Here is a 25718-nt window from a genome sequence, read left to right as displayed (position 1 = left end):
TTCTAACTATCTTTTTTGGATGGCTTCGGACCTCTTCGGACAAAAACATGATAAATTATTTCTCATAATTTTTAATAATTTTAGAGGGATAGACATCAATGACTTTGAACCAAACCCCAGAACAACTTGCACGGGACAACATTGATGCTCAACTTAAAGAAGCTGGTTGGGAAATACAAAATTTAGATACAATGAATTTTTCTGCAGGACTAGGCATTGCGATAAGAGAATATCCAACTTCTACTGGACCAGTTGACTATGCTCTCTTTGTTGATAATGAACCTGTTGGTGTAATTGAGGCAAAGCCTGAAGAATGGGGAGATAAAATCACCACTGTCGAAGAACAATCTTCTCGATATGCCAATTCAACACTTAAATATATTAATAATGACTATCCTTTAAGATTTGTATTTGAAAGTACTGGCGTTATTACTCGCTTTACAGATTTTAAAGATCCAAAACCGAAATCTCGTCGTATCTTTAGTTTTTACCAACCAGAAACTATCTTAAAGCTTTCACAAGAAAAAAAATCATTTCGTGGACGTTTGCACGACTTACCTGAATTAGATCATACGGGTCTACGTGATTGTCAGATTACCGCAGTTACCAATCTAGAAGCTTCTTTTAAGTTAGATAAACCACGTGCATTAGTTCAAATGGCGACTGGCTCTGGTAAAACATTTACTGCAATCACGTCTTCTTATCGTCTATTAAAACATGCCAAACCAAAAAGAATTCTATTTCTTGTTGATACTAAAAATTTAGGTGAACAGGCTGAACAAGAGTTCATGACCTATATCCCTCAAGATGATCATAGAAAATTCACAGAGCTATATACTGTAAGCCGATTAAGAAGCAGTTATGTTCCTACTGATGCTGAGGTTTATATCAGTACGATTCAGCGCATGTATTCTATTCTTAAAGATGAACCATTGGATGAGTCTGAGGAAGAAGAAAGCCTTGCTGAACAAATGACACAGCCTAAAGAGCCATTGCCTGTCGTCTACAATAAAAAAATTCCACCTGAGTTTTTTGACGTCATTATCATCGATGAATGTCACCGCTCTATTTATAATTTATGGCGTCAAGTGCTTGATTACTTTGATGCCTATTTAGTAGGTTTAACTGCAACGCCTGATAACCGTACTTATGGTTTTTTTAATGCCAACGTGGTCAGTGAATATGATCATGAGAAGGCTGTTGCAGATGGTGTAAACGTTGGTAACGATACCTTTATTATTCGAACTAAAAAGACCCAAGAAGGTGTCAAAGTTGAAGCTGAACGCTTGGTTCAATTACGTGAAAGAAAAACACGTAAAACCAAATGGCAAACGACCGACGAAGATACTGAATACTCAAAAAAGCAATTAGATAAAGATATTGTTTTACCCGATCAAATTCGAAAGGTCGTACAAACGTATAAAAACAATTTACCAAGTATTTTCCCTGGTCGAGCTGAAGTGCCAAAAACACTTATCTTTGCTAAAACAGATAGTCATGCTGATGACATCATTCAAATCGTTCGAGATGAGTTTGGTGAAGGAAATGAATTTTGTAAGAAGATCACTTATAAAATTGATGAAGATCCTAAAACAGTCTTAGCCCAATTCCGTAATAATTTTTATCCACGTATTGCTGTTACGGTCGATATGATTGCCACAGGCACAGATATTCGACCACTTGAATGTCTACTCTTCATGCGTGATGTGAAAAGTAAGAATTACTTTGAACAAATGAAAGGTCGTGGCACACGTACCCTAGATGAAGAAAATCTGAAAAAAGTAACTCCTTCTGCTAAAGGTGCTAAGAGTCGTTACGTGATTGTAGATGCAATTGGTGTAACTGAGTCTTTAAAAACAGCTAGCCAACCTTTGGATTCTAAGCCAACTGTACCGCTAAAAGATCTTGCTCGGGGACTAACTTTAGGGGCGCATGACCCAGATACTGTTGTCTCTTTTGCCAACCGACTTTCTCGAATGGAGCGTCAATTAGATGACTATCAACTTGAGCTTTTTGAAAAAGAATCAAAAGGTTTAAGCTTACGCTCTTTTGTGAAAAATCTATTTGATGCGGTTGATTCGGATAAAGTGAATCAAATCGCAATGGAACAGCACGGTTTAACATCTGATGAGGAAGTCACAGACGAGCATGTTAAACCGATTCTTAAAGCGCGTGTCAAAGAAGCAGTCAAAATCCTCAACGGCAACATGATCGACTTACTTGACACTATCCGCAAGCAAACTGAGCAAGTATTTCTAGAAGATGAAATCGATGAAGTCATCACTGCGGAATGGGCTGGTGATATTCAAACCAATAGTGAAGCCTTGAGAAAAGATTTCATTGAGTACCTTCATGAAAATATTGATGAAATTTCTGCATTAAATATTTACTTCAACATTCCGCAACAACGTGCTCAAGTTACTTATGCCATGATTAAAGAGTTATTGGTTAAGTTACAACATGAACGACCAAAACTCGCACCATTACGTGTGTGGGATGCTTTTGCATATTTGGAAAAGTACGACACAACCGCTTCTCGTCCGATCAATGACCTTACTGCCTTGATGTCTTTGTTACGCCGTGTTTGTGGTTTAGACGAAGCTTTGGTTCCTTATGATGCAACGGTACGTCAAAACTTTAAACGTTGGATTTTTAAATCCAATAATACTGAAGGTTCTAAGTTCTCTGATGTACAGCTTGACTGGTTACGAATGATGCGTGATCACATTGCAAACTCTTTCCATATTGAGCATGATGACTTGGAAATGGCACCTTTTGATAGTGAAGGTGGTTTAGGTCGTATGTATCAGTTATTTGGGGATGAGATGGACGCTATTATTGAAGAAATGAATTTGGAGCTAGTAGCTTAATGGATATCAATTTGCCAAATACATGGTTAAAAGTAAAACTTGGGGATATTTGTGACATTACCTATGGTAAGGGCTTACCTACTAGTAAACTTCTACCCGAAGGATACCCTGTTTTCGGTGCTAATGCTGTCATTGGTTATTATTCTGAATATCTGTATGAACTAGAAAAATTATTAATTTCTTGTCGAGGGGCAAATAGTGGAACAATTAATATGTCTCCTCCGAAAGCTTTTATCACAAATAATTCTCTAGTTTTAAATTTTCCTGCTTTTGAAGAATCGTTAAGTAAACTTTTATTTTTTTTCCTTCAAGCATGTAATAAGGAAAAGCTAGTAACGGGTACTGCTCAACCACAAGTAACCATAAACAATGCGGTTGAGCTGAATATTCACTTACCTCCTTTGAATGAACAAAAAAGAATTGTCCAAAAAATCGAAGAGTTATTTTCTGAAATTGATGATGGTATTCAATCTTTAGAAACTGCAAAGAAACAATTAGATATATATCGAGAAGCTATCCTTATTCAAGCCTTTGAAGGAAAACTGACAGAAGAATGGCGTAGAAATCATCAAAATTTGATATCTACAGGTGGAATATTACAATCTAAATTTTCTGATGAAAGAAAACTTAGATATGAAAACGAAATCGAAAAATGGAAAGCATCTGTTAAAGAATGGGAGTTAAGACAGTTAGAGGGACGTAAGCCTACCAAACCTAGAGTTCCAAAAGATGTACAGACATTGACAAATGACACTTTAGCAACATTACCAACTCTACCTTCGGAATGGTATTGGGATACGTTGGGTAATATCACTTCAGGTGTAGAATATGGCACTTCTGCAAAATCCAAAGAATCAGGCTCTGTTCCTGTGATACGTATGGGTAATATTCAACAAGGTGCTATAGATTGGGATGATTTAGTTTATACATCAGATGAACAAGAAATCGAGCAGTATGAATTAAAAGCAGGAGATGTTCTTTTCAACCGAACTAACAGTCCAGAATTAGTTGGTAAAACTGCTATATATAAAGGTGAACAACCTGCAATTTTTGCTGGTTATTTAATTCGTGTTAATCACTATTCAAATCTGATAGATTCGAATTTTTTAAATTATTATCTTAACTCTCATATCGCTAAAACCTACGGCAACTCTGTTAAAACAGATGGTGTGAATCAATCCAATATTAATGGTGAAAAATTACAAAATTACCCATTCCCATTTTGTTCTTTAGAAGAACAGAAAGAAATAGTAAAAATTATTTCTAACTTCCTAGATAAAGAAAAAGTTACACGCCAATACTTGGACTCAGAGCTAAAACGAGCACATCTATTAAAACAATCTATTTTACAAAAAGCTTTCTCAGGACAACTCGTTCCACAAAATCCTAACGATGAACCTGCGTCAGTTTTACTTGAACGTATTATGGCTGAAAAAGAGGAAGAATTGGCGAAAGCGAAAGCCAACAAAGCTCCTAAAAAGCCAACTAAGCGTAAAACCAAAGCTACAAAAGAAGATGAGCCTGCTCAACAGGAACTAATATGAGCACTTTTGAAACTAAACAACCTGAATTAGAAACCTTAATTCATCAAATTAAAACTGGTGAACTTCAACTACCCGACTTCCAACGTGGCTGGGTATGGGATGATGAACATATTCGCTCACTATTAGTGAGTATTGCACGCTCCTTCCCTGTGGGTGCAGTCATGCTTTTAGAGACTGGCGGACCTGTCAACTTTAAAGTACGTGCTGTCGAAAATGTAGAATTTTCAGGTGAAACACCTTCACCTAAATATTTAATCTTAGATGGTCAACAACGACTGACATCGTTAACACAAGTCTTAGCTTTAAATAAGCCTGTTAAAACCTTTACTGAAAAAGGTCAAGAGATTGAGCGTTATTACTATATCGATATCGAAGCTGCCCTAAATGGACAATTCGATGACGCTTTTATTTCGGTAGGTAAAGATAAAACGGTTAAAACCAACTTCGATCGTGATTTTAAACAAATCGAAAATGGTGCTGGTCAGCTTATTGCTTTAGATTTCTCAACGACTGAGAAAGAATATGAAGCAATGTTTTTCCCTTGTAGCCTAATATTTAATAGCCATGCTTGGGAAATGGGATTGCTGAAATACAATCAGGATAAATATATTCGTTTTGCTGACTTTAAAGATAAAGTCTTACAGGAATTCAAATCCTATAAAATTCCAGTGATTCAGCTCAACAAAAACACATCTAAAGATGCTGTATGCCTTGTTTTTGAAAAGGTAAATACTGGTGGTGTTCCCCTCTCTGTTTTTGAATTGGTCACTGCATCATTTGCAGCAGAAAATGATAAAGACAACAATCTACGAGAAGATTGGTACGGTGATCAAAAACAGGGTATTGAAGGACGTTATCAACGTATTGTTGAAAATCGAAAAATTCTCTCAAAACTTGAACCAACCGATTTCTTACAAGTTATCAGTTTATTAACTACTTATGACAAGCGTCAGATTGACAGAAAGGCAGGTAAAACAGGTAAATTACTTTCTGCAGTTTCAGCTAAGCGACAAGCTGTACTGACTCTGACCTTACAAGATTATAAGCAATGGGCAAATGCTGTTGAGATTGGCTTTACTGAAGTCGCAAGCTTCCTTACGAAACAATGCTTCTTCTCAGAGCGTGAATTGCCATACCGTGGTCAGCTTATCCCTCTCGCAGCAATTATGACAAAATTAGCTGAAAGAAAAATGAATTGGCGTGAACCTAAAATTCTACAAAAGTTAGAACAATGGTTCTGGTGTGGCGTCTTAGGTGAGCTCTATGGTGGTGCTGCTGAAACTAGAACTGCCAATGACCTAGAAGATTTCATAGCTTGGGTAGAGAATGATGAAACCATTATCAGAACGATTTTTGATGCTTCATTCCAACCTGAACGACTTGAAACTTTAAGATCTCGCCAAAGTGCTGCTTATAAAGGTATCAATACTTTAGTACTCCGTGAAGGTGCAAAAGACTTCTTTTGGAATGAAACCATTCAGCAACTTGATTTAGATGGCAAACCTTTAGATATCCACCATATTTTCCCTCAACAATGGTGTAAGGAAAAAGGTATAAAACCAGCGGTGTATGATTCGATTATTAACAAAACCCCTCTATCAGCCTCTACAAATAGAGCGATTGGAGGTAAAGCACCATCTATTTACTTAAGTCGATTACAGAACTTTAATACGACTCAATACTCTGATGAGCAAATGGATTCAATTTTAGAAGGTCATCTCATACCAACCGATGAGATCCGAAAAGATGACTTTGAATCATTTATGAAATTACGAGCTGACAACCTCATTCATCTCATTTATCAAACGATGGGTAAGACCTTAAGATCTAACCAGTTTATTAACCAATACACACAAGCTAATGCAGAGGCAACTTCATGAATGCATCATCTATAGTTTCAAAAGTATGGAGCTTTTGTACCACCCTTCGTGATGATGGTGTTGGTTATGGAGATTACCTCGAACAGATTACATATCTCATCTTCTTAAAAATGGCGGATGAGTATTCCAAACCACCTTATCGTCGTAATGTTGGTATTCCTGAAAAATATAAATGGGATACGCTTTTAAATACAAAAGGTGCTGAGCTAGAACTTCATTACATTAGCCTTTTGCGTGATCTAGCTAAAGAAAAAGGAATGTTGGGTCAAATTTTCACTAAGGCTCAAAATAAAATCCAAGATCCTGCAAAATTGTCACGTCTTATTGAAATGATCAACGATACTCAGTGGGTGACTCTAAATACAGATGTAAAAGGTGATATTTACGAAGGTCTTTTAGAAAAAAATGCCGAAGATACGAAATCTGGTGCAGGTCAGTACTTCACCCCACGTTCTTTAATTAAAACGATTGTTGAATGTGTCCGTCCTGAACCGAATAAAACAATTGCTGATCCAGCTTGTGGTACTGGTGGATTCTTCCTCTCAGCGTATGAGTTTTTAACCAAAAACCCGGATGCTCCTTTAGATAAAGATGCAAAAGCATTTTTAAAGAACAGTACGTTCCATGGTAATGAGATCGTCGCAAATACTCGCCGTATGTGCCTGATGAACATGTTCTTGCATAACATTGGCGAAATTGACAAAGATAGTCTTATTTCACCAAATGATGCTTTGATTGCCCCTAGTCCAATTACTGTGGACTATGTATTGGCAAACCCTCCATTTGGTAAGAAAAGCTCAATGAGCTTTACCAATGAAGATGGTGAACAGGAAAAAGAAGATTTAACATATAACCGTCAGGACTTTTGGGCAACCACATCAAACAAACAGCTCAATTTCTTGCAGCATATTTGTTCGATGTTAAAGACAACAGGTAAAGCTGCTGTTGTAGTACCAGATAATGTCTTGTTCGAAGGCGGAGCTGGTGAAACCATCCGTAAAGAATTACTATCCAAAACTGAATTACACACGATTCTTCGTTTACCTACAGGTATCTTTTATGCCAATGGTGTAAAAGCAAATGTACTTTTCTTTGATAATAAACCTGCTAGTAAAGATCCATGGACTAAAGAGGTTTGGTACTACGATTATCGAACAAACGTACACCACACCTTAAAGAAAAAACCAATGCGTTTTGAAGATCTACAAGACTTCATCGAATGCTATAACCCTTTAAATCGTTTTGAGCGTTCTGAAACTTGGCATGCTGAAAACAATCCTGAAGGTCGTTGGAAAAAGTTTAGCTATGATGAGTTAGTCAAACGAGATAAAACAAGTCTTGATGTGTTTTGGCTTAAAGACAAAAGCCTGACAGATTTAGACAATCTGCCTGATCCTGACATTTTGGCTAATGAGATTATCGAAAATATCGAATCGGCTTTAGAAAATTTCCGTAGTGTTCTGACTAAGCTAGAACACTGATAAAAAGGGCTCCCTAAATGGGAGCCTTTTTTTGAAAAAACCGCAAATTAAACCATATCTAAAAGTTGCTTTAGTCTATTTTGTGAGTGATTGAGCTCGTTTGATAAAGATAGCAGTTTTGACTTTTCTTTATCTAAATTAAACTTCTGGACTTTAATCTCATTAATAAAATATTTATTAAAACTCAAATTCATATCTTTTGAGCGAACTTCATCTACCGTCACGATCTTACAAATCTCAGGATCATCTTGCCCATTAAAAACTGACGCAATATGTTTAATCGACTCTTCTGATAGAACAGAACGTAAAACGGCACGCTGTTTGACATGGTCACTGATATCGATCAGTTTGATCCCATCATGTTGTTTTTCGCCCTTATTCAACACCAACAAAACTGTTTCAATTTTGGTATGTTGCATAAATCCCTTAGGTAACAAAATAATCGTGTCAATCCAATCATTTTCTAAAAGCTCTGTTCTCAAAGCGAGATCATACCCCCCGCGGAACAACCACCCAGATGGAATTTGGATAAACGCTTTACCCGTATCATTTAACTGATATAAAGCTTGCTGAATCCATGCACTATCAGAAGCACTCGTTGGCATTGCTTTAAATAGTTGTCTTAAATACGGAGTAGTCTTAATTGCATTTGGATTAATTTTCCCCCCAAATGGCGGTGTAGTAATAACTAAATCAACCGCATGAGACAACTCATTTTCAGTTAAGGAATCTTGGAGTTGGCAATCCAGTTTTTTACCTACCAATTTAAAGATCACTTCTACAATAGCAATCGGTAACTGATTAATATCTCGTAGATAATACTCTTCAGCATTTACCTGCGATGCAACTAAGCCTATACCACACGCCCCATCATAAAAACGCTTGATAGGTTGACCATCAAGAATAGCTGAAACGAGGTTTGCTAAATTTTCATTACTCGTAAAAAACTCATAATAAAATTCATTAGACAATAAGGTTGGCAACTCCTGAGCAAGCGCCTTGCCATATTCTTGCTTATTATCATAAGCAGAAGAGGCTTCAATAAATGCTCGAGTTAAGATAGAAAATTCAACCTCTTCAACTTTATCTGAGACTAAGTGATTCACAAACTTTAAGTCAGATTTATTTAGAAATTTCAGTAACTCTTCTTTCACTTTTGCCTTGCTGAGCTTTTCAATAGATTGAGCAAATTCAATATCAATAAAAGAAATATAAGCTGCAAGCGTAAGCAATTCAGAAGCATATTCAGCTTTTTGGAACAGATGCAATGCATCCAAGCTTTTTTTAATGCGTGCTTTTAAATCAAATTGATTCGTTTTCATGATTGAACCCTCATACCATCAATTGCTGTAAACTAGCTTCAACAGTAATAAGCTGTTGCGCTTTAAGCTTATCTAGTAGAGTTAAAGCCTCAATATTTGCATAAAAAATAGAACTGATTAATTTTTGATGCTCTATCTCAGGAACAGAGATCTCTAAATTTTTAAGACCTGCAATAGATAAGCTACGTACAGTCGATCCAATTGCAATCTCGTCCATCAATGCCTGCCCATGACCACTATTAACAAAGCTCACTATCACTTCAGGTAATATCTTCTCTCCACAACGAATCACAAATACATTCGGAGATGCAATGCTAGGAACATTCAAGTCATATTCTGTCAATAGAGCTGCCCGAAAGTTGGTTCCTCGTGCCATAAGTAGAATGTCTCGATCCTGCAAGATATGACCTTCCAAACGACTTTGCTCGACATAAACTTTTTTCAGCTCACCGTCTGTCAATTTCACTAGCCCATTTTCCAATAGGTTATTTCCAGTTAAGCAAACAACTTCAATAAAGCCTGTTTCTGGCTCTGACATCTCTCGCTGATTTGCAGCACTTAATCCTGATTGAATAGATGCTATATCTATTAACTTCTTCTTATTACTCATACACACCTCCAAGTACGCCTCTAATCGTATCTCATTTACGATTAAAACTTTATGGTTAAAATTTATCTCGTTTTTGATACGATGTCAATCGTACTTTGAATAATATTTTTAATAAATGTTAGTAAATATTCTTAATCATTTGATTTTTTTATAATTTAAATATTCCAGATACCGTAGTTATTTTCTTTCCCCTGAGCATAAGCCCACTCAGCCACCTTATGCGAACGTTCTTTATCAGTTAAAAAACCAAGCACAGAGATTCGATCAACAATGATCAGATCCTGTTCTTCATTTCGTTCTTTCCACTTATGCAAAAACTCATCTGATGCAAGTAAATTACTTTTCTTAGAATTACAGCTTGAATCTGCTAATACAAAGTTATGCCCGGTGTCCGATGGATACATTGACCAAGGGATAAAATGATCAACTGCATAATTGCCTTTTCTCATCGGCTTATTACAGTAGAAACATTTACAGTCTTGTAGCTCAACCAGTACATTTGCCACTGCACTTAATTGGTTCCGACTTGGCTCAAACATGAATTGCTCGAGATTCGGCAATCTATTCAGAATGGGTGCATTACTACTGTTCTTCCTGATGTAATCAATCCAACGTTTCTGACAAAGTTCTTCAATGATCTCACTGAATTGACGTAGGCAGTACATCACTTGAGATAAAAGAATAAGTTGTTTCCTACACTGATCTAGCTGATATAAAAACTCAAAATTTTGACCATTGATGTTTTGTAGGTAACGTACTGGCATGTCTTTAACAGTGCGAGCAACATCCTTTACTAGCTTTAACCATACCAATGAGTCTCGTCTTAATAGACCAAGAGATGAGTAACTCTGCCGAAGTTCAATAATCCGATTTACAATCGCTGCTTGCTTACCATTGTTCTGATTTAAGATCAGTTGCCCTTCATCATTAAACACATATGGCACCGCTTGCTTCCAATACAGCTCAATAAATTTCTCAGCGATATCGGTATATTCAAGTGATAAGCTCCCACCTGTATCCTCACCTTTTTCGATCGCCAATCGGCTCAGGCTTATTAGTAAGGCAAACTTGTAGGTACTGCTAAAACTACCTGATTGTAAAATTAGCTGAATATTTTTAAGGAACTTAAGTTGTTCTTGCGCAGTAGGTACATGCATTTTTATCAATGTTCAACATCCTGCCTTATTTGAATACTGCTCATAAACGTTTATTGAAGTTCTTAACATTCAGCAAATATTTGTTAGTCGATTTTGCCTTTTTATGTTTAAAAAACATGTCTACTGATGACGCAAACAGACTTCTTTCATAAAGCTTATTCCCTCATCACCTCTGTGAAAACTGCTCTCTACCCAACTCGGTAATTCAAAATTCAGCTCCCACATATCTAGAAACATCATATCGAGTAAGATTGTAGGTGTAAGCAACAAACGAAAAATACTGAGATATCTGTATTGAATCAAACGATCATCATGCAGGTGTAATATAAGTTGCCGTCTACTTAATCTAATATCCAGCTGCATTGCTTTTATATCAGCTAACGATATAACGGTATCTTTGAGTAAAACGCACAGCTGTTCATTTTCATCTACAAATACTGCAAAGATACTTTCGGGATATTGAATATACATCCCTCGGATCATCTCTGTCTTTTTTCCTGTAGACGGTATGATCTGGTAACTTTCTACATCTCGCTTTAACCCGACTGTGCCACACCCATAAGCCGATGAATCAACCCAAGGTCTTAACCAATATTCTGACATGATTCATTATCCCTAGAGATGGTTTAGGCAATCTTTTTCCAAAGAAGATTGAGCCATTTTTCTTGCCGATCAGGTCGTTGATCAAGCGTAATCCATTGCTGAACCTGTTCAACATTGTGCAGTGTATTAAGTAGTGCCTTGGCCTGAGTCTCATCTAGATCCGTGAATTGCCGTCCCTCTTTTTCTCGATCTGTGTTGCCATATTTAAAAGACATATACAGTACGCCCATTGGTTTAAGTGCTTCTAATAACTTTCCAATGACTTCAGCTAATCGATCACGCTGACAATGTAATAGAGATGCGCATGCCCATATTCCATCGTATCTTTCAACGTCATTAAGCTCATAGAAGCTTTGGAGTTGTACATCCATTCCTGTCAATGCTTTTGCTTTTTTGACTAATTCGTCTGAGTAATCAATTGCATCAACTTTATGGCCTTTATTTATAAAGGCCAAAGTATCACGTCCTGTGCCACACCCAACATCAAGGATATGAGCAACTTCAGGTAATTCTGCTAAGAATGGCTGATATAGACTTGCCATATCGACATGTAATGTAGCTTGGCTAAATTCTTCGGCATTTTTATTGTAGTAGTCAATTGTTTTCATTAATAACACTTAGGCTAAAGTTTTCTTCAGTCTACAAGAAAACAAAAAAATAAGGGAGCTGATGCTACCCTTATTCTCGTTCCGCTAACTTACTTTCAATCCATTGATGGATCTCATAAGCTGACCAACCGATACGGTTTTGGGTGATTTTGACTTTCTTTGGGAAAGTCGGATCGTAGTAAGGTGAATTCTCATCCATCATTTCATAGATGGTGGAACGTCCAACACCAACTAGCTCTACGACCTGCTTGATACTAATCAGTTGGTTCATTTGGAATGTTTGTCCTACAAATGTACTCATGGTGTTTACTCCGATCTCATGATGTCGAGCAACTCGCTCATGAGATACGGCAATCTCGTAAGGTTTTACACTGTCCGATTCAATTCAACGCAGTCACTGAGCCTTTTAAACCCTGTTGAATATTAAAAGACTCATTTTGAACAACTGACTGCTGTTGCTCCTCTGTCTGATAAAACTCCTCTACTACATCCAATCCTTCCTCTAGATCCATTTCAAACTTCGCATTAGCAAAGCCCTGTCGTGCCATCTGATCAAGCGCCTCTTGATTAAATCCTGCCTGCTTACTTTGCTGATCAATTTCACGTGCGGTGTGAATCGCAGACTGTAAATCCACACCCTCTCTTAATGTTAAATCCACGTAATACACAGGCTGACGATAGCTTTGAGTCGTACTTTTACCTCGTAATGTCAGTTGCAGTGGCAAGCACGAAAGCAAACCATTCGATGCTGCATGGTAATAGCTCAAACGAGCTGCCAAAGTCCGAATACTGTTAAAGCCTGTGGTTCTAAAAATGAATGTGCCAAATTCATCCGACTCATCTAAGTTCACGTGCAAACGTCCATAGGGCTTGCAATGCCCGCCCTGAGCTAATGGACACAAATCAGGTGAAGGACAAGGGTGCTGTTCAACGCCTTGGTTGGTTAAACGCTGACAAGTTTGACCATCTCCTACACAGATAGGTCGTCCAGTCTGACGATCAAATAAGGTGTACTCTGCCCGTAAATTCAAATCAGGATCATTAAAGATCATCCTGACAGGGATCGAGCGGAGTTTCTGATTCGGTGCATTGGCTCGAAGCTGTTCATCTAAGGGATGTTTAACCCATCCATCTTTATTTTGAATTTGTGAGGTAATAGTGAATTGGTCATCTTTTTCAGGTAGACGTTTGCCATTCTTTTCCACGACTCGACCAATACTGATACGTCCAAGTGTAGGCGGTGTGATCGCTAGACCTTTGATCATGGTGATACTCCTATATTTAATTCCTTACAGATTTGGGTGCTTCTATGTAGGTCAGAACACGGACCAAATAAGTTACCCAAATGTTAAAAAGCTGAGTTTTAGCTACAAAGATCGCGACCGATTTGCTCTCTACACATGATGTAGAGAGCGGGGAGCGATTTTTGTGCATTTTTGATGAGGTGAATAAAATGGGCTTAATCGGTATAGATATTGAAGCGACGACTGCCCTGTCTTTTTAGTGGATATTGTTCAATGAGATCAGGCTGATGTTTGAGTAGAGCTTTAGTATCTAAGCTGATACTGTCATTGGCTTTCTTCCAAACCACCGAACCCGGACTAAACGTGGCACGCTCTGCATCCTTCATCAACATTTGGATTTGATGCTTGAGTTGATCGAAGCGTTCTTGCTTATGCTGAATTTCCTCCTTCAGTTTAATCAGCTTATCGAACATGAGATTGGCTGTTTCATTCTGCGATAAATCTTCAACTGTGAGTGGCACATGAATTGGATACAACTGCTGAATGGCTTTGGCAGCCGATTCACTTGCATCTACTGAAGGCGGTGTATCCTTTTCCACACATTCCCAGAAGTAACGTTCTGCATTGATGATGTGTTCAATTACAGATTCAGAACGAGTCACTTTAAAGATTTTAGTTTCATGCCCACAAAGCAATACACACACATGGGCTGCCTGTTTTCCTGTCACCGCTAATTGGTGCTGTACCTGACAAAGTACATAGAGTGGCACACCATCACGCCACAGCTTCGCACCATGCTCCCCTGCTGTTTTACATTCGAGGATTTGAACTTCATCACTTCCAACAACGGAGTAATCTAAGTTTGCCAACATGAAATACTTATCAGGATCAGGGTGCTGTAACACGGCATTAACCCGACGGACCTTATTGTTGGTATGCATGCGGTAATATTCAGCGACTAATGGTTCAAGCTGCTTTCCCCAATACAGTGGTGCAACACCTGTGCTTTCATCTTCAATAGACTGAGCTTGACGACCTGTTTTGATTAGCCACAGTTCTAGCATCGACATGTATGGGTTTAAGCCACACGCCGTTGCTGCATCACTACTGCCAATGCCTTGTTTACGGACTTCAAGCCAATCTTGATACGCCATATCTTTGGTGCTGACCAAGCGTTTTGCAGAACTTGCTCGCTTGGTTGCGGTTAATGGGTTTAATGCTGTTTGAACACCTGCCTGTATAGGCTGATTTGATATCGGTGTGATTTGATTCATAGTTTTATCCTTATAAATTTCAGTTTTTGTAAAAAAGAAACGCATAAAAAAGCCATACCCGACACGAGGTCGGGTATGGCGATATGCATGTTGATTCAGATTGTTGATTGTAAGTTGAGAGAAGCGAGTTACGTGTGTGCTGTATTCAGCGATTGTTGAGACTTGCGGGGTTAAGGTTTACCTGAGCTTAGGCTATCAAAGATAAAGCCTGTTCCAGTCCACGTTGCTTAAGACCTGCGCCTGCACCAAACCATGCTGAATCAAGACGGTGATCTGTACTCATGGCACGTCGTTCATGATCCACAAATTCTGTAATCGAACACAGTAAACCATAAGCCGTATCTTTAGCTGATGACAATTCGGCACCACGACCTTGACCATTGAACATGTCCAAGGCTTTATTCATGGCACGACCATTGGGTTCAGGCTTTTTCTCCTGAGCTTGCTGCGCGACATTACGATAGAACTGAATAATGTTTTCTTCAGGATCGGAAATTGACATGGTGCTATTATTAAACACGGCATCAAAGTAAGCCTTGGCTTCCTGTTGACTCACCTTACGCTGTGTGAGCTGTTTCATCTCATACATGTGCTCATCCCATGCACGCACTGAAATACCTAATTGCTGCTTCACTTTCTCTGCATCAAACTTGGTGCTATGTGGAACCTTCACTACACCAGCACTACTGCTCTGCCCACGTAGAGCAATCGCTAACGTGTTGTTACAGACCACCCGGATACTTGTGAATTGTGCTGTCGTTGCCAACGTGCCGTCACACGCAGTAGCCAGCAGAATATAACCATTACTGACATCTTTGGACTTTAACGCGGTGCTTTGCCCGGTACGTGCCAAAGCCCAGAACTTCTTACCACCTTTCAAAACCCCTGCGGTTTCCAGTTCAAAACCAGATTGCTCAGTCAAATCCCGGTAGAACTCCAGAATCTCCATTGGTTGAACTTCCTGATAACGCTGACTGACTACAGATAAAGGCGCATGTGTATCTGAGCGATACAAGACACGCTGTTCTTCAAATGGCATGATAATGCTCTGACCACGTTCATTCTGTGCCATATAGCTGACGTTCGAGGATTCTATCCGCCAGTCCATCCCAGCTTGCTGTGCCCATACTTCCAGTGGTTGATTCGGACTTAGCTGATTACCGAGACCATGCCAAGGGGTTTCGCCAACATAGGCAATTTGTTCGATTTGATGTGCCATCGTTCTGATCTCCTAGGTTACTAACGGAAGTTCTGCTGACAGTGGTTACAATGGTAATAGGTCATAGTGATCGGCTTTTTAGGCTCATCAAACACACTACTAAATAAGCCACCAATGACTGCACCTGCAAGCCCGCCAAGCAGTGGTGATACAGGCAAAGGTAAACCCTTTGAAATGGATGCACCAATAGTGGCGAACGATGCAGATGCTGCTAGACCTGTAGACTCAGATCCACTCACCTGCTGATTAACCACTTGAATAACCTGATCCGAAAAACAATAAGGACAATTTAAACTCATAATATATACCTCTAGAAATGACAAAGGCTCACCGATGGGCAAGCCTTGCAAAGTTAAAAAACTTGTTTTCATCTAGATAATGTATATCTGAGATTATTTTCATTTAGCGTCGATCATACGGCACTCTTAACTGACCTTTACCAAATACTCTTCGTCCTTTTGGCTTTACACGTAAGTATTGAAGAGTACGTTTGTGATGATCAGTAAGGTATTCCATTGCCTCAATGAAATTTGTCACTTGGGTTGAATCACGACGATAGATCACACCGATCCCCAGCTTATTCTCTCTTCTAAGTTTCGCTACACGTTCACGGTTCCAGCAATTATATCCTTGACCATAACCTCTAGTAATATCCTTCCATAGCGCGATTATTTCATCCCCCCAATATGCTGCGCTTCCATCACGATAGGCATTATCATAAATGATTGCTAAGTGACAGTGAAAACCTTTACTTTTACCGCCTTGCTCCACTCCCCATATATATCCGATCACGTGTTTAAATATGCCATCTTTATTTTGGATACGATTAAGCAGTATATCCAAATCATTATAAATATCTTCAACTCTGATGCGACTAGAATTTTCTTGTAAATAACCCAAGTCTACACGAGCAACTAATATTCGACTGCATTTATTAAGTATTGATCTACAATATTCCTGCACTTCAATTTTATTTTCATCTTTCTGTTTTTCGATCATCTTATAATCTTTTTCAAAATCCTCAGATAAATCTAAAAACCACGCCCTCATCTCTCTATACCCAATTATCTTTAGCTCATCCATAAGATCAAAATAATCGGAATCTATTCTCTGTAAGTCATATCTCAGAATTACAAAGAATTTAAGATAACCTGTGTATTCCTCATCAGGATCATAAATATCATCAAAGCCTAATAACAGATTAGTAAGCTGTGAATAGAATTTATCCCATTCCCTACTTCTTCTTTTTAGACATTTTAAGAAGTTCTCAATATCAAGTGTAAGTTGTGCATGATTAATTGAAGCTCTCATGTTTGAACCTATGTGTGTGATAGTTACATAAGAGATAGGTAATTCAGTATATGTATACGTTTACTTCTCAATCAGGTGTTACTTAATAAAAGATAAGATTAATAACCAAAGCTTTAGATAGTCTAATTTTCATCTGTAGCACAGTGGCCACCTTCAGCGCGAGGAATAGGTTGTACGTGTTTCACTTATAATCTGATGCATATTTTTTCCTCTGAAAAAGCTAGAATTAAGCTTTTAAGGTATTTCATCTGCTAATGACATCTGAGAGCAAGGTGCATCAAGATATCTACAAAATTTAAGTATTGATAAATACTATTTAAAATACTACTATAATTACTACTAAAATACCCATGTAAACGCTATGTTAAAAACAATTAATGAAACACACCCGAATTATCAGTTAGCTAAACAATTCTTTAAAGATTTTAAAAATGAGTCTTTGATTTGGACAGCATATTCTTGGGCTAATGAAAAAAGAGAGAGCAAAATAGAATTTGTAAACCTACTTAATGAAAGGCATAGTTTTGAAGCAATAGCTACTTATTTAGAAAATGAGTTTGAAAAATCTAATCCAGAAGAAATAAGCACTTTCTTACAAAAATGTTATAAGTATAAAATTAATTATATTCCTAATGAAGATCTAAGATTTTTAGAGAAAGATAGTAGATTATGTTGGCTAATTATTAATGACTTTAAAAATAAATATAAAGACTTAATACATAGAAGATATAATTTCAGAAATGGTTATTTATCTCTTCTTTACTTAATCCATATTGAATTAAAAAGTTACCGTCTAAAAACTGATGATCTAAGATATTATTTAAAACTACTAAAAAACGAGGATAATCCGGTATCATTTCTAAGCAAATATATAGATAATCCTGAATTTATAGATTGGGCTTTAAAATATACGGAAAGAAATAAACACATATTTACTTTACCAAATTTCACACCTACCAATACTAATGAAAAACTTGAAAAATTTTTAGGATATTGGGACTTTATCTATATTGATGACCTACAAAGATATTGTATTGAAATAAACCAACTTAAAAAATCATGGCAGCAAAAAGTTTTTAGAATAAAAAATAAAGATAATCCTAAAAATAAATATCATTTGCCTTTAAGAGCCAATACAAAAAAACTTTTAGAAGAGTTAGCAGTGTTCAAAAATATTTCTGAAAACGAAGTTTTAGAAATATTGATTAATAAGGCATATGATAATGAAATGCGTGATAAGAAAGGGAAGGCTCTTTATTGAGCCATCCATTCCTTCGCCTTCTCCCCATACCATTCCATGATCTTTACACGCTCATCCCAATACTGTGCTCGGTTATATGCAGAGCGAATACGGTTCTGTGGTACATGTGCAAGCTGGCGTTCAATGGCATCAGGATTAAATAAATTTGACTCATTCAAGACCGTACTGAAAAGTGATCTAAAACCATGTGTTGTCATTCGACCTGAATAACCTGACCGCTTAATTACGGCCAAAATTGATTCGCTACGCATGGGCTCTTTATTATTCAAACGATGTGGAAACAATAAATCTTGGTTATGTGTTAAGCGTAGAGCCTCAAGTTCATCGATCATCATGTTTGTTAGGGGTACACGATGGGGTAAACCATTTTTCATCCGCTCAGCTGGGATATCCCACTTACGCCCCTCTAGGTCAAACTCATCCCAACGTGCTTGCAGTAACTCACTTACTCGAACGCCTGTAAGCATGATCAGAATAATCGCATGGTGCGTTTGCGCATCGGCAGGATAAGCTTTAATACGTCTAAGAAATTCAGGCATTTCACTTTCAGGTAGTGAAGCCAAATTCTTCACTTTTTTATTCTTAAGTGCATAAACCAAATCACTTGCAGGATTGTCGTATCGATAGCCATGTGCAATGGCATACTTCATCACCATGCCACAACGGGATAACGTGCGTTTAGCAACTTCTGTAGATCCTCTTGCCTCAATCTTCTTGATGATCTGCAAGATATCTGGTGCTTGAATCTGATTGATTCGTTTATTGGCAAGCGTAGTGTAGAGCTCATCTAAAGACGCTCGTACGTTACTAATATGCTTAGATGACCAACTTTCTCTTTGATTCTCAAACCAGTCCTCAGCCACTTCTTTAAAAAACGGCTTAATGTCTTCGTATAAGACGGACTTGGAATGTTTGTATTTGAGTTCAATTGCAAGCTCCCTAGCTTTCTTCAAACTCATATCAGGATATGGACCAAGCGACTCTGATTTACGTTCACCATGAACGGTATAACGTACATTCCAGTATTTTTGTCCTGCTGGCGTCACAAGAAGTGAAAGACCATTCTCATCTGACAGACGATATCGTTTTTCTTTTGGTGTCGCTTTTCTACATTCGGTATCGGTGAGTTTCATGTGTATTTACCCTTTATCAATCGTAAAATTATTGGGTAAATTTTCCCAATAATTACCCACTGAAGGCAAAAATTGGGTCACACAGCTTAGGACACGATCGGACGATACAACCAATAAAAAAGCCCTTAAACATTGAGTTTAAAGGCTTTTTTATATTCAGTCGAACATCTCTGAATGGAATTTTGGTGGAGATGGCGGGAGTTGAACTCATATCAAATTTATCTCTAAATAGATTTCATTACAATAATTAATAGTATAAAATTCAAACACTAAAAAAAATATATAAATATATACTTTTATATATTATTTTTTATGAAAATTTATCATGAATATATAAGGACTAACCTTATAAGTAGACACCTATTATTTTAGGTCAGGAATAAATTTAAATACATTGTCAATTAATACAATTATTTTTCAATTTCCATTAGTTTAAAATCAACTCAATATCAAAAAATTTAGGGTAATTTATGTATTCTCATTATTGTAATGGTTGCGGAAGACATTTCGAATCAGTCAGTATGAATGACACCTATTGTTCAGCAAATTGTTCTTCTAGTAACATAGAGTATAAAAAACAGCAAGCAAGATACCAAGATGGTTTCAGGTCTAATAGTGATTCTAATTCTGGAGGATATACTTATGGTGGAGGTCAACCTGCAATCCCAATTGAGTTGATCATATTTGGAGCTGCTGGCTACGTTGCATGGGATTCAGTTAAACGATGGTCAGAGTTTGAGCCTATCACTAGTCACATATTGCTTGTATTTCACTATATTTTTTATAAACCATTACATTTCAGTACCAACATTCACTCATATTTAACGAGGGTAGATCGAATACATGATCTGGGAGTTTGGTTCTTTTTCTTAAAATGGTTTGCAATTATTTTCTACGTTATTTTTATTTTCTGTTTGTATATCACGATTATTGATGCTCTTAATAAAAAAGGTCTGACATGGCTTTGGGTTTTGTTCCTCATTTCCCCTATTATTACACATGGTATTTGGTATTTTTTCATTAAATAGAATAGTGTGAGTAGCTACAATGTAAGATGCAGCTATTCAAATAAGCAAAAGTGGGGATTACCGGGGTAGTGAATAATAAATGCTAAGAATACCCCTATTTTTTAATAGTAGGTAACACATGATATTGCATTTAGGTTGTAAGCAATCCTACTCAAAATTAATTTGAGGTGGCGGCAACTTAACTGAAACTACAATTCGCTAATATGTATTAAATTAACTACTCTACATTTTTATACATTAATTGATCCAAATAATCAGACCATGCTTGCATCATCACTGTACGCTCTTCTAAATACTTTGTACGGTTGTATGCTCTGCCATGCATATCACGAACCTGATGAGCAAGTTGCTGTTCAATCCTTTCGATAGGAAACTTTAATACCTCATCCAATAAAGTTCTGGCTGTAGCCCTAAAGCCATGACCTGTCGTTTCACCATTTTCAAAACCATATTGCTTTAACCGCTTGTTAATAGTTGACTCACTAATCGTTTTAGACTGATCTCGCATCGATACAAAGCAATACTCGGTATAACCTGTCATCTGGTGTAATTCTTTAAATAAGGTTATTACTTGATCTGACAGAGGAACAATATGCTGTAATGCTGTCTGATTCTTCGTCTTAGGAGGAGTGTATTTCCAAACTCGATTTTCAAAATCAATGTCTGCCCACTTCGCGCCCCTCAACTCTCCTGGACGTACAAAAATATGGGGTAAAATTTTTACAGCATAATCTATCGCGATATCACCCCGACCAACACTATTATAAATATTCCTTAATAACTGTCCTAACAACTGCTCATCTGTGACCGCAGATCTATGCTTGGTTTTACCAACTTTTAAAATCCCACTGATTTGGTCTGCCACATTAAATTGGCATAAGCCTAAAGCAATCGCATAACGAAAGACTTGGGATGCTTTGCTTCTCATACGCTTTGCTGAATCTGTCTTTCCTTGCCTTTCATAAATACGACAAACTTCTAAAATTTGCGTAGGTGTGATGTCACTTATTAGCTTATCACCAATTGCCCAATACAACTTATCCCAAACAAATTGATTTCTTCTCTGGGTACTAGGCTCTAACTCCTCTGTCTTTCTATATTCATCTGCGATTAAAGCGAAAGTGTTCTTACCAGATTTAATCTCTTCATCATTTTTCTTCAGAATTGCTGGATCTATATTTTGAGCAAGTAATTCTCGATATTCTGTTCTTTTTGCTCGGGCATTTAGTAATGATACCTCTGGGTATGTGCCCAAAGAAATACTATTACGCTTTTTAGTGATTGGGCGAGCGTAGTCCAATCTCCAATAGGAATTGCCATTTTTATTAATAATAAAAAATAGTCCTTTACCATCTGAAAGTTTAATTTGAACCTTGGTTGATAACTTTCTATGTGAATTTACAGCTGAACGAATCTGTGTATCTGTCAGATTTACAATTACTTTTGGCATTTTTACGGTAAGCCTTCGCAATAATTTTGAAATTACCGCAAAAATTACCGCAAAAAACTTAAATAACCTAAAACACCTTCGGACAATATCGGACAAGAGAAGTACGTAAGCTATTTATTTTTAATGATTTTCGTATTTCTTCGGATGAGGTAAAACAGTGAAATGGTGCGCTCAGCGGGACTCGAACCCACGCCACAGGCTTCGGAGACCTGTACTCTATCCAGTTGAGCTATGAGCGCGCGCTGCACATCATAACAAAAAATTGCTGAAGGTAAAGCAACTATATATAAGTTACGTATTTTTATGCTTATGCTTTAAACAATGTTCCAAACTTGCAACATAGAATTCCATCTAACTTACTTGGTTTATTGGCGCAGATCGCTCACAATAGTGGCTCTATTCCTCAAGTGAGAATTTCATGACTGATGCATTGACGTTAAGGGACGTGTCAAAGACCTATCGAAATGGTTTCCAAGCACTGAAAGGAATTAATTTGACCGTTCCTGAAGGCGAGTTTTATGCCCTACTTGGACCCAATGGTGCAGGTAAATCTACAACCATTAGCATCATCAGTTCTCTCACCAAAAAAACGGCAGGCACGGTAGAAATTTTTGGGCACAATCTGGATACACAACCATCTCAAGCCAAGCAGTGCTTAGGAGTTGTGCCGCAAGAATTTAACTTCGGTCAGTTTGAAAAGACGTTTGATATTTTGGTCACACAAGCAGGCTATTACGGTATCCCTAAAAAAATTGCCGAACAACGTGCCGAAGAATATTTAGAAAAACTGGGTTTGTGGGATAAACGTGCCACTCAAGCGCGAATGCTGTCTGGCGGCATGAAGCGTCGTTTAATGATTGCACGTGCCATGATGCACGAACCGAAACTACTTATTTTGGATGAACCCACTGCAGGTGTAGATATTGAGCTGCGTCGTTCAATGTGGGATTTTTTAACAGAGATGAATGATAAAGGCACCTCAATCATTCTCACTACCCACTATTTAGAAGAAGCCGAAATGTTGTGTCGTCGTATCGCGATTATTGATCGTGGTGTGATTAAAGAAGACACTTCCATGAAAAACTTCTTAAACCAGTTAAGTGAAGAATCTTTTATTTTCGATTTAGCTGAACCGATTCAACCCATTCATTTAGATATTATTGGTGTACGTTTCAACTTAATTGATGCAGTGACCCTAGAAGTCACTATGGATAAAGCTCACACCTTAAATGATTTATTCCAACTTTTAGAAGCACAAGGCATTCGCGTGCGCAGTATGCGTAATAAGTCCAACCGTCTAGAAGAGTTATTTGTCAAAATGGTCGAAAAGAATTTAGATGGAGCTGCGCAATGAATTTTACCCAACTACGGATTGCACTCTATACCTTAGTGCATAAAGAAGTTCGTCGTTTTATGCGCATATGGCCTCAAACCTTGCTCCCGCCAGCCATCACCATGAGTTTGTACTTTGTGATTTTTGGTAATTTGGTCGGTTCGCGTATTGGTGAAATGGGCGGCTTTAGCTATATGCAATTTATTGTGCCCGGCTTAATTATGATGGCAGTCATTACCAACAGCTATGCCAACGTATCTTCAAGTTTTTTTAGTGCAAAATTCCAGAAAAGCATTGAAGAACTAATCATGAGCCCTGTACCTTTGCATGCCATTTTATGGGGCTATGTTTTGGGTGGTGTTAGTCGTGGCGTATTGGTCGGTATTATTGTCACCACCATGAGTCTATTCTTTACCGACCTTTATATTACCAATTGGTTTGTTACCATTTATACCGTATTAATTACGTCCTTTTTATTTTCATTAGGCGGTTTTATTAATGCTGTTTATGCCAAATCATTTGATGATATTTCTATTATTCCAACTTTTGTACTGACTCCACTGACTTATTTAGGTGGTGTATTCTATGCCATTAGTGCCTTAAGCCCTTTTTGGCAAAATCTCTCTTTAATTAACCCTGTGGTGTATATGGTTAATGCTTTCCGTTACGGCATTTTAGGACATAGTGATGTCAACGTGACGATTTCATTATCTGTGATTACACTATGCTGCGCAGTGCTTTATGGTATTGCCTATCATTTACTTTCTCGTGGTTCAGGAATGCGTGAATAATGAGTGTTGAACAATCTCTCCTTGGTAAAGACACCAATTATCCTACAGAATATCAACCCGATATTTTATTCCCTATTTCACGTGCTGCTGCACGTGAAAAATATGCAGATGTTGAGGGAATTCAACTGGGGCAAGACTGGTGGCACGTTTTTGAAATTTCGTGGTTGAATGCCGCAGGCATTCCGCAAGTTGCGATTGGTCGGATTACACTACCTGCTTCATCGCCTAACCTGATCGAATCAAAATCATTAAAGCTCTACTTTAATAGTATGAACTTTACTCGCTTTCAGTCTGAAGCCAATTTCATTGAAACTGTTGAGCATGATTTAACGGCTGCAGCACAAGCACCTGTTACGCTAACTTTATTTCAGGTTGATGATTTGGCAATTAGCCAACCTGAAGGTATTTGTATTGATCAGCTCACGCCTGAGCGTTTAGAGCAGCATCCTGACCCAAGTTTATTGCAATTCGATTTAGAACAAGCGGAAGATTTAGAGGTACAACTTTTCTCACATTTATTACGCAGCAATTGTCCTGTCACAGGACAACCTGACTGGGGCACGGTTTTTATCCGTTATCAAGGCAAAAAACCTTGTTATCGCAGTATTTTGGCTTATATTATTTCTTATCGTCAGCATAATGGTTTCCATGAACAATGTGTGGAACAGATGTTTGCAGACATCTGGCAAAAATTCGCACCAGAAAAACTGATGGTATATGCAACCTATACACGTCGTGGTGGTTTAGACATTAATCCTTGCCGTGTATCGGACTTAACATGGATGCCTCGCCCTATTCGTTTAGCGCGACAATAACAACATTGAGGTTGAACAATGCCATTTTTTGGATTCATTCCATCTGCAGAATTATTAAATACGATTGAAACTGCACAACAGAAAAAAAATTCAAGTGAGCCGCTGTACCCACTGCGCGACAAAACCGCATTAATGATTAATGAAGAAATCATTGATGCCATTTTAACCGAGTTGGTACGTCGTTTTCCTGCCAGCGATAAACGCGACACTGCCGAAAAACTTGCGGGCTATGTCAAATCTACCGTTGCAGTACTCCTAAAACAATTATTAAGCAAAGCGCCAAATGATGTCGTGAAACAATCGATTGAATTTTCTGAGCGCAGTAGCTTTAAAGATGCAGCAGGCAATGCACGTGTAGGTGAAACGCTCGATGCAAGTTTAGTGACCAACCTGAAACACAACTATGCCGAAATTCAAGCAGGCAATGAAGTGAACAAAGCTGCTTTAACCGAACTATATAAACAGTTTGCAGAAGCGACGGTACGCCACTTTATGAGCGACTTTAACAAAACCCTCGATTTGGGCATGATTAAGCGTAAAGCAGCAGATATTGGCGCAGCAGCGGTAATTAAAGCTGTCCATATTGCGGTGGATAAAATCATCCCAAATTTAACCAAAGAGGAACTCTTGGTTTTAGCGGAATATCACGACACCTTATTCCATCATTAATATCAGTGGGTTTAACTCATAATGCGTTTTAAGCCCTTTTGTTGCATGTTAAGTGCAAAATGCCTGATTTTGATCAGGCATTTTTATATGCAATGCAATATCAGGATATGTCTGA

General features: G+C 37.8%; 23 protein-coding genes and 1 tRNA gene. 10 read left to right on the top strand and 14 right to left on the bottom strand.

The window, feature by feature from the left end; genetic code table 11:
- The first annotated feature begins 104 nt into the window (after positions 1-104).
- The 4 genes from FTV28_RS03720 to FTV28_RS03705 are packed head-to-tail and all read left to right on the top strand — an operon-like array spanning position 105 to position 7775.
- Positions 105-2870: a DEAD/DEAH box helicase family protein gene (locus FTV28_RS03720; protein ID WP_218944905.1), complete on the top strand. Its 2766-nt coding sequence runs from the start codon at positions 105-107 to the stop codon at positions 2868-2870.
- On the top strand, positions 2870-4414 hold the full coding sequence (locus FTV28_RS03715) for a restriction endonuclease subunit S (RefSeq protein WP_179989435.1): 1545 nt from the start codon (positions 2870-2872) through the stop codon (positions 4412-4414). Before FTV28_RS03720 ends, FTV28_RS03715 begins: the two co-directional genes overlap by 1 nt.
- Positions 4411-6294: a DUF262 domain-containing protein gene (locus FTV28_RS03710; RefSeq protein WP_179989433.1), complete on the top strand. Its 1884-nt coding sequence runs from the start codon at positions 4411-4413 to the stop codon at positions 6292-6294. The genes FTV28_RS03715 and FTV28_RS03710 overlap by 4 nt, the downstream gene beginning before the upstream one ends.
- On the top strand, positions 6291-7775 hold the full coding sequence (locus tag FTV28_RS03705) for a class I SAM-dependent DNA methyltransferase (RefSeq protein WP_179989431.1): 1485 nt from the start codon (positions 6291-6293) through the stop codon (positions 7773-7775). The genes FTV28_RS03710 and FTV28_RS03705 overlap by 4 nt, the downstream gene beginning before the upstream one ends.
- Positions 7776-7822: 47 nt before the next feature.
- Here the strand turns inward: FTV28_RS03705 and FTV28_RS03700 are convergent, their stop codons facing one another.
- The 11 genes from FTV28_RS03700 to FTV28_RS03650 form a co-directional block, all read right to left on the bottom strand.
- Positions 7823-9097 (bottom strand): N-6 DNA methylase, encoded by a 1275-nt coding sequence (locus FTV28_RS03700; RefSeq protein WP_179989429.1) that lies wholly within the window; start codon positions 9095-9097, stop codon positions 7823-7825.
- A gap of 10 nt (positions 9098-9107) precedes the next feature.
- Positions 9108-9707, bottom strand: a complete 600-nt coding sequence (locus FTV28_RS03695; RefSeq protein WP_179989427.1) for a restriction endonuclease subunit S — start codon at positions 9705-9707, stop codon at positions 9108-9110.
- 155 nt (positions 9708-9862) lie between these two features.
- The gene (locus tag FTV28_RS03690) at positions 9863-10870 is read right to left on the bottom strand and encodes an HNH endonuclease signature motif containing protein (RefSeq protein WP_179989466.1); all 1008 of its coding nucleotides are present in this window, start codon (positions 10868-10870) and stop codon (positions 9863-9865) included.
- Positions 10871-10984: 114 nt separating this feature from the next.
- Positions 10985-11467: a hypothetical protein gene (locus FTV28_RS03685; RefSeq protein WP_179989425.1), complete on the bottom strand. Its 483-nt coding sequence runs from the start codon at positions 11465-11467 to the stop codon at positions 10985-10987.
- 23 nt (positions 11468-11490) lie between these two features.
- A complete protein-coding gene (locus FTV28_RS03680; RefSeq protein WP_179989424.1) occupies positions 11491-12075 on the bottom strand; it encodes a bifunctional 2-polyprenyl-6-hydroxyphenol methylase/3-demethylubiquinol 3-O-methyltransferase UbiG in 585 nt (194 codons plus the stop codon).
- A gap of 70 nt (positions 12076-12145) precedes the next feature.
- Entirely contained in the window at positions 12146-12376 is a 231-nt protein-coding gene (locus FTV28_RS03675) for an AlpA family transcriptional regulator (protein ID WP_179989423.1), read from the bottom strand.
- 79 nt (positions 12377-12455) lie between these two features.
- Positions 12456-13340 (bottom strand): hydrolase or metal-binding protein, encoded by an 885-nt coding sequence (locus tag FTV28_RS03670; protein WP_179989422.1) that lies wholly within the window; start codon positions 13338-13340, stop codon positions 12456-12458.
- 194 nt (positions 13341-13534) lie between these two features.
- Complete coding sequence (locus FTV28_RS03665; protein ID WP_179989421.1) at positions 13535-14593, bottom strand: YqaJ viral recombinase family protein; 1059 nt, start codon at positions 14591-14593, stop codon at positions 13535-13537.
- A gap of 187 nt (positions 14594-14780) precedes the next feature.
- Positions 14781-15812 (bottom strand): DUF932 domain-containing protein, encoded by a 1032-nt coding sequence (locus tag FTV28_RS03660; RefSeq protein WP_179989420.1) that lies wholly within the window; start codon positions 15810-15812, stop codon positions 14781-14783.
- A 20-nt stretch (positions 15813-15832) separates the two neighbouring features.
- Positions 15833-16111, bottom strand: coding sequence for a hypothetical protein (locus FTV28_RS03655; protein WP_179989419.1), 279 nt, complete (start codon positions 16109-16111; stop codon positions 15833-15835).
- Between the two features lie 103 nt (positions 16112-16214).
- Positions 16215-17123 carry an inovirus-type Gp2 protein gene (locus tag FTV28_RS03650; protein WP_179989418.1) on the bottom strand — a complete coding sequence of 303 codons (909 nt, stop codon included), beginning with the start codon at positions 17121-17123 and terminating at the stop codon, positions 16215-16217.
- A 361-nt stretch (positions 17124-17484) separates the two neighbouring features.
- Here FTV28_RS03650 and FTV28_RS03645 point away from each other — a divergent pair, with 361 nt between their 5' ends.
- Entirely contained in the window at positions 17485-18384 is a 900-nt protein-coding gene (locus FTV28_RS03645; RefSeq protein WP_179989417.1) for a hypothetical protein, read from the top strand.
- On the opposite strand, the gene FTV28_RS03640 is transcribed toward FTV28_RS03645, so the two are convergent.
- Positions 18378-19517 carry a tyrosine-type recombinase/integrase gene (locus tag FTV28_RS03640; RefSeq protein ID WP_179989416.1) on the bottom strand — a complete coding sequence of 380 codons (1140 nt, stop codon included), beginning with the start codon at positions 19515-19517 and terminating at the stop codon, positions 18378-18380. The genes FTV28_RS03645 and FTV28_RS03640 overlap by 7 nt on opposite strands.
- Before the next feature lie 521 nt (positions 19518-20038).
- On the opposite strand from FTV28_RS03640, the gene FTV28_RS03635 reads away from it, so the two are divergent.
- Positions 20039-20545, top strand: coding sequence for a hypothetical protein (locus FTV28_RS03635; protein ID WP_179989415.1), 507 nt, complete (start codon positions 20039-20041; stop codon positions 20543-20545).
- Between the two features lie 217 nt (positions 20546-20762).
- Here the strand turns inward: FTV28_RS03635 and FTV28_RS03630 are convergent, their stop codons facing one another.
- Both FTV28_RS03630 and FTV28_RS03625 read right to left on the bottom strand, forming a co-directional pair.
- Positions 20763-21995, bottom strand: a complete 1233-nt coding sequence (locus tag FTV28_RS03630) for an integrase arm-type DNA-binding domain-containing protein (RefSeq protein ID WP_179989414.1) — start codon at positions 21993-21995, stop codon at positions 20763-20765.
- 163 nt (positions 21996-22158) lie between these two features.
- Positions 22159-22234: transfer RNA gene (locus FTV28_RS03625), tRNA-Arg, on the bottom strand.
- A 179-nt stretch (positions 22235-22413) separates the two neighbouring features.
- Between FTV28_RS03625 and FTV28_RS03620 the strand changes: the two genes are divergently transcribed.
- The 4 genes from FTV28_RS03620 to FTV28_RS03605 are packed head-to-tail and all read left to right on the top strand — an operon-like array spanning position 22414 to position 25603.
- A complete protein-coding gene (locus FTV28_RS03620) occupies positions 22414-23349 on the top strand; it encodes an ABC transporter ATP-binding protein (RefSeq protein ID WP_154320519.1) in 936 nt (311 codons plus the stop codon).
- Complete coding sequence (locus FTV28_RS03615; protein WP_096902393.1) at positions 23346-24119, top strand: ABC transporter permease; 774 nt, start codon at positions 23346-23348, stop codon at positions 24117-24119. Before FTV28_RS03620 ends, FTV28_RS03615 begins: the two co-directional genes overlap by 4 nt.
- Positions 24119-24934, top strand: coding sequence for an NADPH-dependent 7-cyano-7-deazaguanine reductase QueF (gene queF / locus FTV28_RS03610; protein ID WP_179989413.1), 816 nt, complete (start codon positions 24119-24121; stop codon positions 24932-24934). Before FTV28_RS03615 ends, queF begins: the two co-directional genes overlap by 1 nt.
- Positions 24935-24952: 18 nt before the next feature.
- Positions 24953-25603 (top strand): hypothetical protein, encoded by a 651-nt coding sequence (locus FTV28_RS03605; RefSeq protein WP_070152374.1) that lies wholly within the window; start codon positions 24953-24955, stop codon positions 25601-25603.
- Positions 25604-25718 lie beyond the last annotated feature (115 nt).

It is taken from the genome of Acinetobacter sp. YH12252, from assembly GCF_013417365.1.
Taxonomy (GTDB): domain Bacteria; phylum Pseudomonadota; class Gammaproteobacteria; order Pseudomonadales; family Moraxellaceae; genus Acinetobacter; species Acinetobacter towneri.
Note: the sequence above shows the minus strand (reverse complement) of the source record. Positions and strands in the feature narration are given on the sequence as shown.